Source organism: Rhizobium sp. Root274, from assembly GCF_001429245.1.
Classification (GTDB): Bacteria; Pseudomonadota; Alphaproteobacteria; order Rhizobiales; family Rhizobiaceae; genus Allorhizobium.
In genome coordinates this window covers 644,136-657,332 of the sequence record NZ_LMJE01000007.1, presented here as the reverse complement: position 1 = coordinate 657,332, position 13,197 = coordinate 644,136, and the positions used below count along the sequence as shown (strand labels likewise).

Below are 13,197 nucleotides of genomic sequence, written 5' to 3'. Positions count from 1 at the left end.
TCATGCGACGGCTGTTGCGCCCGCCGTCTGAACGGCGAGAGAGCGGTTGATGCTTTCGGCCGCGTCACGGCCCATGGCGACGGCAGAGACCGTCAGGTCCTGACCACCGAAGGCGCAGTCGCCGCCGGCCCAGACACCGGGAATCGAGGTGCGGCCCTCGGCATCGATGGCGATCTTGCCGCCTTCGATCTTCAGACCATCCAGACCCTGGGCGTCGAGCTTCTGGCCGATCGCGACCAAAATCTGATCCGCCTTGATCTCGGTCGTGTGGCCAGTACCCTTCATCATGCCGTTTTCGAGATGGGTGTATTCGAAGGTGATCGCCGAACAGTGGCCGCTGTGATGGGCCACCTCCTTCGGCTGCAGCCAATGGCGGATGTGGACGCCTTTCGAGGTCGCGAGATCCTGTTCGAAGTCCGAGGCGTTCATGTGCTCCTTGCCGCGGCGGTAGCAGATCGTGACGTTCTCGGCGCCCAGCAGCTTCGCCTGGACGGCGGCATCGATTGCGGTCATGCCGCCGCCGATGACGACGACGTCACGGCCGACAGGAACGTCGGCTTTGCTATCCGCCTGGCGCAGATGGGCGATGAATTCGACCGCATCGAGCACGCCGTTGATGCCGGCACCCGGAATGTTCAGTCCATTGACGTTGCCGAGACCGGCGCCGATGAAGACGGCATCATGCTTGGCCTGGAGGTCGGCGAGCTTGAAATCGACGCCCATTTCCTGGCCGTCCAGCACGTCGATATTGCCGAGTGATAGGATGTAGTCGACTTCCTTCTGGGCAAAATCATTGGGGGTCTTGTAGGCGGCGATGCCGTATTCATTGAGGCCGCCGGCCTTTTCCTTGGCTTCGTAGATGGTGATCTGGTGGCCATGCAGGGCAAGGCGATGGGCGGCGGCAAGACCGGCGGGGCCGGCACCGACGATGCCGACCGTTTTGCCGCTCGAGGCTGCCGGGCGATAGAACTGACGGCCTTCATCGATGGCGATGTCGGTGGCGTAGCGTTGCAGGCGGCCGATTTCGACGGGGCGTTCCTCGGCCGTGTTGCGCACACAGGCTTCTTCGCAGAGCGTTTCGGTGGGACAGACGCGAGCGCACATGCCGCCGAGGATGTTCTGGTCGAAGATGGTCTTGGCGGCGCCGAGCGGATTGCCAGTCGATATCTGCCGGATGAACATCGGGATATCGATGGCGGTGGGACAGGCCGTCATGCACGGCGCGTCGTAACAGAAGTAGCAACGATCGGAGGCGACAAGCGCCTCGTGCTCGCCCAGGCGGGGATGCAGGTCGGAGAAATTCTTCGCATAATCGGCAGCGTCAAGCCGCCCGGCCTTCAGGCCCGGTTCCAGTCTTCGCATCGCAGTTCCCTCTTTTATATTCGAAGCGATGCAGTGAAGCGTAATCCAGGTTCAAACTTTTATCAAACGGTAAAAATTTACTTCCGACGCCGGGAAAATCCCGGAAATGCTGGGTTTTGACTGATGTCAAATGAAGTGGCGAGGCGCAGGCTGATGGCCGGTTCAACGCCGCTCTTGTTCGGTGAAAACATGAGAAGTCGGTTCCACTTAATACTTTACTCCCTTTGTCATGTTTTGTATGGCTAACGGATCGGCGGAAACGACCGAGTCCAGCGACGGCCGTTCAGGGAGACAGGGCATCATGGCGAAAAAGAATAAGCGTGCGCAACAGAAGCCTTCGAGTGCCGTTGCCAGCACCCAACAGGCACAGCGTCAGCAGCCCGACGTCAAGAGTTTCCTCTATGTCGGCGGACGTGATTGCCAGGTGGCGCACCTTCGCCAGATCGCGAATAATTTTGGTGCGGAACTAATTCACCATGACGGGGGTTTACGTGAAGCGGTATCGCGGATCGACACGGTGTTGCCCTCCGTCGACTGCGTCTTCTGCCCGATCGACTGTATCAGTCACGATGCGTGTTTGCGCGTGAAGAGCGGTTGCAAGAAGTTCGGCAAGACTTTCATTCCGCTGCGAAACGGCTCGAAATCCAGTCTTGAGCGCGCATTGCAGACACTCAATGAAAGGAATTCGAACGGATGAGCAGGGACGATTTCGACAAGGGCGCGATCGGCTCGTTCCACGAGCTTGCGCGTCAGCGCGGCGAGGGGCTTCTGCCAGAGCTTGCCGAGGCAATGTTGCAACGCTTGCCAGAAAGTGAAGTGATGAAATGCGAAATCATCACTTTGCCGCTCTTGCATGAACGAAAATCCGCTACCATGTACGCAGCAGTGAACCGGGCCCCCGCCCTCGTCATCGAATTTCCCGCGCCGCGATGGCAGCGGAACGCCAACGCCAAGTCGTAGTCGTTTCGTTTGTCGGTTACATGCGGGAAGAAGAGGAACTTGCCGCATGAATGCACAGCAACCCGCAGCGAGGTCGATCCTCAACGCCGTGCCGATCCTGCCTTCCTTGAATTTTTCGGAAACACGAAACTTTTACGTCGATACGCTCGGCTTCGAGGATGTCGGTCTGGATGGGCTCGATTATCTCGTTGTCCGGCGCGGCGGCATGGAACTGCATTTCTGGCTGAGTGACGATCCGCTCCAGTGCCAGAACAGTTCCGTCTTCTTCCGCGCCAACGCCCCTGGCGAGATCTACCGTGACTTCTGTGATCGCGGGATCGAGGCGATCCGCCCGTCTGACACCTGCGGCGGCGAAATGCGCTTCCATGTGCGCGATCCGCACGGAAATCTCCTGATGTTCGGCGGCACACCTTTGAGCGCCGTATCTCACTGAGTTATTTCGCGGCGTTAGCGCCCCGCCCTGATCTTCTGCTGGACCTTCATGGGCGGCGCAGTGCCGCTCCGCCGGCCAACAGCAGCCATGAGGCGATCAGGGTCAGACCTCCTGTGGGTGCGGCCATGGGAAACAATCCGCTGCCGAGGAAATGACGGGCGACGAGATCGCCCGAAAACAGCAGCGTTCCGATGATCATGCCAAGTGCTACAAGGCCTGCCGCCCTGATCTTGTCCCCGGCGAGTGAGAGTGCGAGAAGCGCCGGTGCATGGGCAAGGCAGATGGTCGATGCCGGACGCAGCAGAGCTTCGCCGCCGGCATGGCTTGCTGCTGCCGCCAGACCCACGCCCGCTGCACCGATCAGGCCGGCGCCCAGGGCCGACCAGCGGGTCTCTGCACGGTTGGCCATCCACTTCACTCCTTGTTCTGCATGTGAAAAGCGAGCTTTTCGACCGGCGGCCAGATGATCTCCCGCAATTTCGGATTTTCGATCGTCTCGTCCATCGCCTGGCGGAAGCAGAGCAGCCACTCGTCGCGCTCCACCGGCCCGATCTCGGCGACGAAATGGCGCCGCCGCAGCATGGGATGACCGCGCTTTTCCATGTAGATCGGCGGCCCGCCGAGATAGCCGGTCAGATATTCGTAGAATTTCTCCGCGCTGCCAGAGAGATCCGGCGGGTGCACCGCCCGGCAATGGGCAGCATCTGGGAGGGTATCCATCAGTTCATAAAAGCGGTCTGTGAGCGCGCGGACCGTCGCGTCGCCGCCGATCGCTTCATAAAGGGTGATGGTGTCTTCGCTCATGTCCGATATCCCAAGCCGTTGCGGTCTTTTCGCCCGTTCAAGCGTTCCTGGCAATGGGCGGCTTTCCTCTGTGTCAATCAAACGCATCTCGACTTGCGGATCGTCAGGTGACGTGGAGCAGACAGCTCGCGCGGCTCTGACAAAAGCCATCGCGTGCGACGCAACAAATGCGGGACAATCGGCCCTTGCCATGCCATAAGGGCGCCGAATTCCAGCAGGCGCCCATCCCATGATCCGTATCGAAAACATTTCCAAGCAGCTCAGCCACCGCATCCTCTTCATCGAGGCATCCGCCGCGCTCAATCGGGGCGAGAAGATCGGCCTGGTCGGTCCGAACGGGGCGGGCAAGACCTCGCTTTTCCGGATGATCATCGGACATGAACTGCCGGATGAGGGCCAGGTCTCCGTCGATAAGGGCGTGTCGATCGGCTATTTCAATCAGGATGTCGGCGAAATGTCGGGTCGCTCGGCGGTGGCCGAAGTGATGGATGGGGCAGGGCCGGTCAGCGAAGTGGCCGCCGAACTGCGGGAACTCGAAGCCGCGATGGTCGATCCCGATCGCATGGACGAGATGGACGCCATCATCGAGCGCTACGGCGAGGTTCAGGCGCGCTACGAAGAGCTCGACGGCTATGCGCTCGACGGCCGAGCCCGTGAAGTTCTCGCCGGCCTCTCCTTTTCCGAGGCGATGATGGACGGCGATGTCGGCGCGCTCTCCGGCGGCTGGAAGATGCGCGTGGCGCTGGCCCGCATTCTCCTGATGCGCCCCGACGTCATGCTGCTCGACGAACCGTCGAACCATCTCGATCTCGAAAGCCTGATCTGGCTCGAGCAGTTCCTCAAAGGCTATGAGGGCGCGCTGCTGATGACCTCGCACGACCGCGAGTTCATGAACCGCATCGTCAACAAGATCATCGAGATCGATGCCGGCCAGCTCAACAGCTATTCCGGCGATTACGAATTCTACGAGGGCCAGCGGGCGCAGAACGAGAAGCAGCAGCAGGCGCAGTTCGAGCGGCAGCAGGCGATGCTGGCCAAGGAAATCAAGTTCATCGAACGTTTCAAGGCGCGGGCATCCCATGCCTCCCAGGTGCAGAGCCGGGTGAAGAAGCTGGAAAAGATCGACCGCGTCGAGCCGCCAAAACGCCGCCAGGTCGTCGCCTTCGAATTCCAGCCGGCGCCACGATCCGGCGAAGACGTGGTGGCGGTCAAGAATGTCTCCAAGCGCTATGGCGACAAGGTGATTTACGACGGCTTCGATTTCATGGTCCGCCGCAAGGAGCGCTGGTGCATCATGGGCATCAACGGCGCCGGAAAATCGACGCTCCTGAAGCTCGTTGCCGGAGATTCAAAGCCGGACGAAGGGACGGTCTCGATCGGCGCCAGCGTCAAGATGGGCTATTTCGCCCAGCATGCGATGGATGTGCTCGACGGCGAGATGACCATCTTCGAAATGCTGGAGACGACGTTTCCGCGCGCCGGCCAGGCACCGCTTCGCGCCCTTGCCGGCTGCTTCGGCTTTTCCGGCGATGATATCGACAAGCGGGTGCGAGTCCTCTCCGGTGGCGAAAAGGCGCGCCTCGTCATGGCGATCATGCTGTTCGACCCGCCGAACCTCTTGGTGCTCGACGAGCCGACGAACCACCTCGACCTCGACACCAAGGAAATGTTGATCAAGGCGCTGTCACAGTTCGAAGGCACCATGCTCTTCGTCAGCCACGACCGCCATTTTCTGGCAGCGCTCTCGAACCGCGTGCTGGAGATCACCCAGGACGGCGTGTTCCAGTATGGGGGTGGTTATACTGAGTATGTCGAGCGCACGGGGCATGAGGCGCCTGGTCTGAGGGGGTGAATACCATGAGCGGGTATCGCGCTGCGATATCCGCTTAAAGATGACCGGCCCCACAAAAACGCCTATGTCTTCCGACACCCATTGTCTTGGATTTGTTGAGAATGGCGCACCCGACAGGATTCGAACCTGTGACCTTTGGAATCGGAATCCAACACTCTATCCAGCTGAGCTACGGGTGCTTCCGACGGGCGAGGTTGACTCGCCCGTTCCGAAAGCGGTCATAGCGTAGTCGGCGGCGGCCTTCAATCGCAAAAAGCGGGAGGGGGCGCCTTTCTGGCGAAGCGGGCTTCGTGATTCTCGGAAATGGCCGTTCAGCGGTCAAATATCCAGAAATGGCCCCTCCAAACCTCTCTAAATTCTGGAAAATGGCTGAATAATGATCAAAATCAGGGAATTCCGGATCGGTCTTGGCTCGTGCCGTCTTGTGGTGTCACTTTTTACCGTTAAGATCGTCAAGAATTGGAGGTAACCGCCGACAAACGGTGGTGCCGGGGGCAGCAAACAATGGCGAAGCAATGCCGGAACTGGTGAATGACGAATTTGTACCGAACCCGTTGAAGCTCGACTTCTCCGTGATGGAGGATGCGGTCGGGTATCGGCTGAGGCGCGCTCAGCTGGCGGTGTTCCAGCATTTCAACGAGGCTTTTTCATCGAAGGGTCTGCGGCCGACGGATTTTGCCGTCTTGTTGCTGCTCACCCATAACGAGGGCGCCAAGCAGAGCGAGGTGGCCGAGGCTCTGGGCATTCAAAGGGCGAATTTCGTCGCAATCGTCGATGGGCTGGAGAACAAGGGCTTCATCGAACGGCGCAAGTCCGAAACGGACCGCCGGGTGCAGTCGCTCTACATGACGCCGGCCGGTGCCGATTATCTGCAGGAACTGATGCCGATCTGGAACGATCACGAGAAATGGGTGCTCGACCAGCTGGGCGGGGTGGCCGAACGCGACAGCGTCAATCGGCTGTTGAGGCGGTTCTACGACTAAGCCCACCCAGGCAGTTTTCAGTCTATATCAGCGGCAGCGGAGCAGGGCCTCGTCGACCAGAAGGTTGGCGATCTTCATGCGCGTGGTCGCCTGGTCGCGGAAATCGGCATGAATGCGGTCGGGGTGATTAAGGCGCGCAAAGGCGCGACGCTTCTCGTTTAGCGTTTCCCGATCGTCGGCCGGGGTGATGGCGAGATCGGCGATGATCTCATCGATCGAGAGCCGGCCCAGCCAGTTCGGGGGTGTCGGCTCCGGCGGTGCAGGAGGCGGTTCCGCCTCGGGCTCCTCTCCCATCAGAAAGAGATAGGCCTCGCGCCTGCGGGTCTCGTCTTCCGGTGCAACAGACACCCGCTCCGGCGCAAAGCTTGCCCCAAGACCGTCAATGCGGAAGTGCGGCTCGCGCGGACGCAGGTCTTCCTCTGGCTCTTCCTCGGCAAGCCGGTCGACGACGGACTGGAACAGGGATTTGCCAAACAGCATCGGCGGCCTTCGGAAGCGCCCGGCCGGGTTCGGCGGGCTGGTGCAACAGAGCCCAGACTTCAAGCATGTGGGGATGGCGCCGGGCTTGCGCCGGAGAGCCGGTGCGATCCCGGTTCGATCCGGAGGATCGTGCCGCCTGCCTGTTTCCCCGGTGGAGCCGCGTCTCGATCAGCTCTGCGACTGGCTCTGGCTTTGCGCTTTGTCTTCCACCACCACCTTGACTGTCAGATCTTCGGCAGCAAGTCCCATGCGCAGGCCGGAGACGGGCGCCGCATCGACATAGGACAGACCTGTGGCGATACGCACATAGCGGGTGTCCGGACAATGATTGTTGGCGGCGTCGAAGCCGACCCAGCCGAGGCCGGGCAGATGCACCTCCGCCCAGGCATGGGTCGCCGTCTGCTCGATGCGGTCGTCCATCATCAGGTAACCCGAAACATAACGGGCCGGCAGGTTCAACAGCCGGGCGGCGGCGATGAAGACATGGGCGTGGTCCTGGCAGACGCCGCGCCCGGCTTCCAGCGCCTGTTCAGCGGTGGTTTCGGTGCCGGTCGAGCCGGTCTCGTAGGCGACGGCGGCATGCAGCTTGCCCATCAGGTCGTGCATTTTTGCCAGTTCGTTTTCGCCTGAAAGGCTGCGCATCAATTCGCGGGTCAGCTTTCCCGGTTTGGTGAGCGGCGTCTCGCGCAGATAGAGCCAGAGCGGGACATAACCGATATGCTGGCCAAAGACGCCTGCCCGGTCTTGCGTCTCGACCTCGCCGCTTGCGACGATATGGACGCTGCGGCTTGGGCCTTCGGTGGAGACGAGATGGGTGTGGTTGCCGAACTGGTCGTTGAAACCGGCCTCGATTGTTGCGCCGTCGACGGCGATGTCCCAGGCCAGAACCTTCTGGCCCGGTCCGGTGACCGGGGTCAGGCGCAGCCGCTGCAGCGAATATTGCACCGGGTCGTCATAGCGATACTCGGTGGTATGGGTAATGCGCAAACGCATGGGCTCGTTCCTGCTCAGCTGTAGAACCGGTAACCCTCGGTGATTTCACTGCCCAGCTTGTTGTTGCTGGCGATGAAACCGTCGAGGAATTCGTGCAGTCCCTGGTCCATGATTGTGCCGATCGTGGTCGACTTCAGCGTCTTGACGACGCTGTCCGCCGTCTCGTGTGCCGCCAGCCTGTGATCGTAATCCCTGGCGAGATAACCGAGGTTCGAGGTGATCTTCTCGTAGCAATAGGCGAGCGAACGCGGCATCTGGCCGTTGAGAATCAGGAAGTCGGCGATGTTGGCCGCCTTGTACTCGCCGTCATAGACCCAGCGATAGGAGCGATGGGCCGAGACCGAGCGCAGGATCGATTCCCACTGCATGTTGTCGAGCGAGGAGCCGACATGGGTGATCGCTGGCAAGAGCACGTAGTATTTGACGTCGAGAATGCGGCTGGTGTTGTCGGCGCGTTCGATGAAGGTGCCGATGCGGGCGAAGTTGTAGATCTCGTTTCTGAGCATCGAGCCGTGAAAGGCGCCGCGGATGAGGCCGGCGCGGCGCTTGACCGTGTCGATGACTTCCGGAAGGTCAGCCGATTTCAGCTTGCGGGCGAGCATCTGCTTGAGCTCGATCCAGCATTCGTTGGTCGCTTCCCAGGTTTCGCGGGTGAGTGCCGTGCGCACCATGCGGGCATTGTTGCGGCCGGCGTCGATGCAGGACATGACGCTTGAGGGATTGGCCGGGTCGCGCAGCATGAAATCGATCGCATCCGAGGCGGTGACCTTGCCGTGGCGTTCGGCAAAGAGCGGCCGCACGTCGGCGCTGTTCAGGACCGCATCCCAGTCCTCGTCCGAGGCGCCTGAGCGGGTGAGGGACATTCTCAAGCCCGCATCAACGAGACGGGCGATGTTTTCGGCCCTTTCGATGTAGCGGAACATCCAGAAAAGACCGTTGGCAGTTCTTCCGAGCATGACCATGTCAGTCCTCCAATACCCAGGTGTCCTTGGTGCCGCCGCCCTGGCTGGAATTGACCACGAGCGAACCCTGCTTCAGGGCCACGCGGGTCAGGCCGCCGGGAATGATCTGCACCTTGTCGGAGACGAGGACATAAGGACGAAGGTCGACATGGCGCGGCGCGATCCCCTTATTGACGAGGATCGGCACCGTTGACAGCGACAGCGTCGGCTGGGCGATGTAGTTCGAGGGGCGGGCCTTCAGCTTTTCGGCAAAGTCGGCGCGTTCCTTCTTCGAGGCCGTCGGGCCGACCAGCATGCCGTAGCCGCCGGAGCCGTGGACTTCCTTGACCACGAGTTCTTCCAGATGCTCCAGCACGTATTTCAGGCTGTCTGCCTCCGAGCAGCGCCAGGTCGGCACGTTCTCGAGAAGCGCCTTGCGACCGGTGTAGAATTCGACGATCTCCGGCATGTAGCTGTAGATCGCCTTGTCGTCCGAGATGCCGGTGCCGGGCGCATTGGCGATGGTGATGTTGCCGGCGCGGTAGACATCCATGATGCCGGGCACGCCGAGACAGCTGTCCGGTCGGAAGGTCAAGGGATCGAGAAAGTCGTCGTCGACGCGGCGGTAGAGCACGTCGATCGCCTCATAGCCGCGCGTGGTGCGCATCTTCACCTTGCCGTCGATGACACGCAGATCCGAGCCTTCGACCAGTTCGACGCCCATCATGTCGGCGAGGAAGGAGTGTTCGTAATAGGCGGAATTGTAGATGCCTGGCGTCAGCACCGCGACGCGGGGTTTGCCCTTGCAGCCGGGAGGAGCGAGCGAGGCCAGCGACTGGCGCAGCAGATAGGGGTAATCCTCGACGCGTTGGACCTTGTTGAGCTGGAAGAGCTCCGGGAACATCTGCATCATGGTTTCCCGGTTCTCCAGCATATAGGAGACGCCGGAGGGCGTGCGGGCATTGTCTTCGAGAACGTAGAACTGGTCTTCGCCCGTTCGCACGATGTCCGTGCCGACGATATGGGTGTAGACTCCGCCCGGCGGCCGGAAGCCGATCATCTCCGGCAGGAAGGCGACGTTCTTCTCGATCAGTTCGCGCGGGATGCGGCCTGCCTTGATGATTTCCTGCTTGTGATAGATGTCGTCCAGGAAAGCATTCAGCGCCAGCACGCGCTGTTCGATGCCCTGGGCGAGCTTGCGCCATTCGCGGCCGGAAATAATGCGCGGGATGATGTCGAAGGGAATGAGCTTTTCGGAAGAGTCCTCGTGGCCATAAACGGCGAAGGTGATGCCGGTCTTGCGGAAGATGTTTTCCGCGTCCCTGGACTTCGCCAAGAGCCTTGCGGGATCCTGGCTCGAGTACCAGTCGTGGTAGTTCTGATAGGGTGCACGCGGCCCGTTGTCCGCGGTGATCATTTCATCAAATGCCAATGGCGCCGTCCCCTTTTTTTGTCATTTGAATACAACCATTTTGGCAATGCAAGCGGCCTCATCGGCAGCGGACGATTATTCTGCGAGGTGGTTTTGCGCCTCGAATTTCGGCAAAAGCACAAGTTTTGCGCTATTTAGCGCTGGCGCACGCCGCGGGTGCGCGGAGTTCGCCGTTGAATTCGGCGAGGTGGCTGTTTCCAGGGCGAGGATGTCGGTTTCGATTGCTCAAATTTTAGCCACCCATCTGCTGCAAAAATTTTTGGCCCGGATGTCTCACCGAATTGATTGGCGTCTTCATCAGAACTGTTTTGACCTTCACGCCGTGCCGCATTAACGAGCGAGCAAAGCAAACGGTCCGTTTGCCACTCCTCATCTTGCGGTGACTGCGATGACCCTTGCACGCTTTGCTCCGGTTCTGTTCGTCCTTCTCTGGTCAACGGGCTGGATCTCCGCGAAATTCGGCGCGCATTACGCCGATCCCCTGACCTTCCTCGTCGTGCGTTACGGGGTGGCCGTTGTGCTGTTCTTCATTCTCTGTCGGGTGAGCGGTGTCGCCTGGCCGAAGCACAGAAGCGGCTGGCTGCATGCCATCGTGTCGGGCGTCTTTCTGCACGGGCTCTATCTCGGCATGGTCTGGTGGGCGATCGGGCAGGGGGTGCCTGCGGCGCTTTCGGGCATCATTGCTGGTCTGCAGCCTTTGATGACTGGCGTTGCCGCCGCGTACCTGATCGGCGAGGACCTGAGCATGACCCAGCGTATCGGGCTGTTCGTCGGCTTTGTCGGTATTGCGATTGCCGTTTTGCCGAACATCGTGGTGATCGATGCCGAGACCATCCCGGTTTACGCCGTCGCGATCAACGTGCTCGCCATGGCCTGCGTGACCGCGGGCACGATCTATCAGAAGCGCTATCTGAAGGAGGGGGATCTCCGGGCGGTGGCGACGCTGCAATATGTCGGTGCTTTGCTGGTCACGGTGCCGGCTGCTTTCCTGCTGGAGGACATGCATATCGACTGGAGCTTCGGTTTCTTCGCGACGCTTGCCTGGTCGGTGCTCGGCATTTCCATGGGTGCGATCGCGCTTCTGCTCTATCTGATCCGCAAGGGAGACGTGTCGAAGGCGGCCTCGCTGATCTATTTGATCCCGCCACTTGCGGCGATCGAAGCGGCGATTGCGTTCGGCGAGCATCTGACAGTGCCGATGATTGTGGGCACCTGCGTGGTGGTGCTCGGAGTTTACCTCACCAACCGCAAGCCGGCCGTGCCGCCGGTCTGAGCGTCTCGCCAGACACATGCCCATCCCTGATCCGGAAATGAAAATGGCGCGACCGAAGCCGCGCCATTCTTTCAATGCTTTGTACGAAAAGCCTCAGGCTTCGCGACGGCGTCCGCCGGCGGTGCCGGAGCGGGCCGGGCGTGCCTGACCATTGCCGCTGCGGTTCTGGCCGTTGCCATTGGCGGAGCGATTGCCGCCATTGCCGTTGCCGCCGCCATTGCCACCCTTGCGGTGACCGGTCTTGGCCGGACGACCATCAGCCTTGGCGCCGCCTTCCGACTTGCCGCGGCCCTGGCCCTGGTGATTGCGGTTGTTGCCGCCAGCACCTGCACCACCGCCACCGCCGCGACGCTGCGGACGCGCCGGGCGTGCGAGGTTTGCCGGCGGTTCGCCAGAGGCGACCGGGATTTCGATGCTCATCAGCTTTTCGATGTCGCGCAGCAGGCGACCTTCGTCCGGACCGCAGAATGCAATCGCGATGCCGTCACGGCCGGCGCGGGCCGTACGACCGATGCGGTGGACGTAAGCGTCGGGAACTTCCGGCAAGTCGTAGTTGAAGACGTGGGAGACGGCCGGAATGTCGATGCCGCGGGCGGCAACGTCGGTGGCGATCAGCGTCTTGATCTCGCCGTCACGGAAACCCTTCAGTGCCCGCTCGCGCTGGCCCTGGCTCTTGTTGCCGTGGATCGAGGCGACCGAGTAGCCGGTGGCGTCCAAGTGCTTCATCAGCTTTTCTGCGCCATGCTTGGTGCGCAGGAAGACGATGGAGCGGCCATCCGGATTGTCGTTGAGGATCTTCTTAAGCATTTCCGTCTTGGCGTTCTGGCCGGCAACGAAATGCACGTGCTGTTCGACCTTGTCGGCGGCCTTGCCCGGAGGCGTCACGGCGACCTTCAGCGGATCGGTCAGGAAGCTTGCCGCGAGGTCTGCGATCGACGACGGCATGGTGGCGGAGAAGAGCAGGGTCTGGCGCTTCGGCGGGACCATCTTCGAGATCTTGCGCAGGTCATGAATGAAGCCGAGGTCCAGCATCTGGTCGGCTTCGTCGAGAACGAGGTAACGCACGGCGCGCAGCGAGATCGCGTTGCGGGCGATCAGGTCGAGCAGGCGGCCAGGGGTTGCGACGAGGATGTCGGTGCCCTTTTCAAGCTGCAGCTGCTGCTTGCCGATGGAAGCGCCACCGACGACCTGGTTGATCTTCAGCGGCAGGCGGCGCAGGTAGCTGCGCAGGTTGTCGCCGATCTGGTTCACCAGTTCGCGGGTCGGAGCCAGAATGAGGGCGCGGGTGGTGCGGTTGTCAGGGCGCTTCTCGTCCTTGAGAAGCATCTCGATCATCGGCAGGCCGAAAGCTGCCGTCTTGCCCGTGCCGGTCTGGGCGAGACCGATCAGGTCACGTCCACCGAGAACGACGGGGATACCCTTCTCCTGGATCGGAGTGGGGGTCGTGAAGCCGAGCGTCGTCAGCGTCGCGACGATATTCTTGGAGAGGCCAAGATCATCGAAAGTTGTCAAAGTCATACCTTTCGGGGCGCCAAATGCACAAACCCCGGAACGCGTTCTTCGCGAGCCGGTTGGCATTGGCGTCAAGAACCCCGCGTGATTTGGGAACTTGTAAGTTGGAAAAAAGCTTTCCAAGCGCATCGGCGGAATGTCCGCCCTTGATGTCATGCGCTTTATCCTTCGT

The 13,197-nt window shown here is 61.0% G+C and carries 15 protein-coding genes and 1 tRNA gene; 7 read left to right on the top strand and 9 right to left on the bottom strand.

The annotated features are described in order from the left end of the window. Nucleotides 1–1,362: an NAD(P)-dependent oxidoreductase gene (locus tag ASE36_RS12140; protein ID WP_062279640.1), complete on the bottom strand. Its 1,362-nt coding sequence runs from the start codon at nt 1,360–1,362 to the stop codon at nt 1–3. Nucleotides 1,363–1,663: 301 nt separating this feature from the next. On the opposite strand from ASE36_RS12140, the gene ASE36_RS12135 reads away from it, so the two are divergent. Genes ASE36_RS12135 through ASE36_RS12125 form a run of 3 tightly spaced genes read left to right on the top strand, consistent with a single transcriptional unit; the run spans nt 1,664 to nt 2,755 of the window. Beyond that, nucleotides 1,664–2,059 carry a DUF2325 domain-containing protein gene (locus ASE36_RS12135; RefSeq protein ID WP_062281300.1) on the top strand — a complete coding sequence of 132 codons (396 nt, stop codon included), beginning with the start codon at nt 1,664–1,666 and terminating at the stop codon, nt 2,057–2,059. Continuing rightward, nucleotides 2,056–2,322 (top strand): hypothetical protein, encoded by a 267-nt coding sequence (locus ASE36_RS12130; RefSeq protein WP_062279638.1) that lies wholly within the window; start codon nt 2,056–2,058, stop codon nt 2,320–2,322. The genes ASE36_RS12135 and ASE36_RS12130 overlap by 4 nt, the downstream gene beginning before the upstream one ends. 46 nt (nt 2,323–2,368) lie before the next feature. Next, on the top strand, nt 2,369–2,755 hold the full coding sequence (locus ASE36_RS12125; RefSeq protein WP_062279636.1) for a glyoxalase: 387 nt from the start codon (nt 2,369–2,371) through the stop codon (nt 2,753–2,755). Between the two features lie 46 nt (nt 2,756–2,801). Here ASE36_RS12125 and ASE36_RS12120 read toward each other — a convergent pair whose 3' ends face one another. Then, the gene (locus ASE36_RS12120; RefSeq protein WP_062279634.1) at nt 2,802–3,164 is read right to left on the bottom strand and encodes a DUF423 domain-containing protein; all 363 of its coding nucleotides are present in this window, start codon (nt 3,162–3,164) and stop codon (nt 2,802–2,804) included. 5 nt (nt 3,165–3,169) lie between these two features. Beyond that, nucleotides 3,170–3,559 (bottom strand): group II truncated hemoglobin, encoded by a 390-nt coding sequence (locus ASE36_RS12115; RefSeq protein ID WP_062279632.1) that lies wholly within the window; start codon nt 3,557–3,559, stop codon nt 3,170–3,172. A gap of 229 nt (nt 3,560–3,788) precedes the next feature. Here ASE36_RS12115 and ASE36_RS12110 point away from each other — a divergent pair, with 229 nt between their 5' ends. Further along, complete coding sequence (locus ASE36_RS12110) at nt 3,789–5,411, top strand: ABC-F family ATP-binding cassette domain-containing protein (protein WP_062279630.1); 1,623 nt, start codon at nt 3,789–3,791, stop codon at nt 5,409–5,411. Nucleotides 5,412–5,513: 102 nt separating this feature from the next. On the opposite strand, the gene ASE36_RS12105 is transcribed toward ASE36_RS12110, so the two are convergent. Beyond that, nucleotides 5,514–5,590 (bottom strand) — tRNA-Arg (locus ASE36_RS12105). Between the two features lie 306 nt (nt 5,591–5,896). Between ASE36_RS12105 and ASE36_RS12100 the strand changes: the two genes are divergently transcribed. Then, a complete protein-coding gene (locus tag ASE36_RS12100) occupies nt 5,897–6,394 on the top strand; it encodes a MarR family winged helix-turn-helix transcriptional regulator (RefSeq protein WP_244474728.1) in 498 nt (165 codons plus the stop codon). Nucleotides 6,395–6,421: 27 nt separating this feature from the next. On the opposite strand, the gene ASE36_RS12095 is transcribed toward ASE36_RS12100, so the two are convergent. The 4 genes from ASE36_RS12095 to ASE36_RS12080 all read right to left on the bottom strand — a co-directional run bounded on the left by ASE36_RS12095 (nt 6,422) and on the right by ASE36_RS12080 (nt 10,240). Continuing rightward, nucleotides 6,422–6,874, bottom strand: a complete 453-nt coding sequence (locus tag ASE36_RS12095; protein WP_062279628.1) for a hypothetical protein — start codon at nt 6,872–6,874, stop codon at nt 6,422–6,424. Between the two features lie 168 nt (nt 6,875–7,042). Continuing rightward, nucleotides 7,043–7,867, bottom strand: a complete 825-nt coding sequence (locus tag ASE36_RS12090) for a transglutaminase family protein (RefSeq protein WP_062279625.1) — start codon at nt 7,865–7,867, stop codon at nt 7,043–7,045. A 14-nt stretch (nt 7,868–7,881) separates the two neighbouring features. Continuing rightward, nucleotides 7,882–8,823 carry an alpha-E domain-containing protein gene (locus ASE36_RS12085; RefSeq protein WP_062281295.1) on the bottom strand — a complete coding sequence of 314 codons (942 nt, stop codon included), beginning with the start codon at nt 8,821–8,823 and terminating at the stop codon, nt 7,882–7,884. A 7-nt stretch (nt 8,824–8,830) separates the two neighbouring features. Further along, nucleotides 8,831–10,240, bottom strand: coding sequence for a circularly permuted type 2 ATP-grasp protein (locus tag ASE36_RS12080; protein WP_062279623.1), 1,410 nt, complete (start codon nt 10,238–10,240; stop codon nt 8,831–8,833). Between ASE36_RS12080 and ASE36_RS22780 the strand changes: the two genes are divergently transcribed. Beyond that, nucleotides 10,209–10,574 (top strand): hypothetical protein, encoded by a 366-nt coding sequence (locus ASE36_RS22780; RefSeq protein WP_162244208.1) that lies wholly within the window; start codon nt 10,209–10,211, stop codon nt 10,572–10,574. The two genes, ASE36_RS12080 and ASE36_RS22780, sit on opposite strands and share 32 nt — an antisense overlap. Before the next feature lie 54 nt (nt 10,575–10,628). After that, entirely contained in the window at nt 10,629–11,513 is an 885-nt protein-coding gene (locus ASE36_RS12075) for a DMT family transporter (protein WP_062281292.1), read from the top strand. Nucleotides 11,514–11,606: 93 nt separating this feature from the next. Here the strand turns inward: ASE36_RS12075 and ASE36_RS12070 are convergent, their stop codons facing one another. After that, a complete protein-coding gene (locus ASE36_RS12070; RefSeq protein WP_082511036.1) occupies nt 11,607–13,031 on the bottom strand; it encodes a DEAD/DEAH box helicase in 1,425 nt (474 codons plus the stop codon). Nucleotides 13,032–13,197 lie beyond the last annotated feature (166 nt).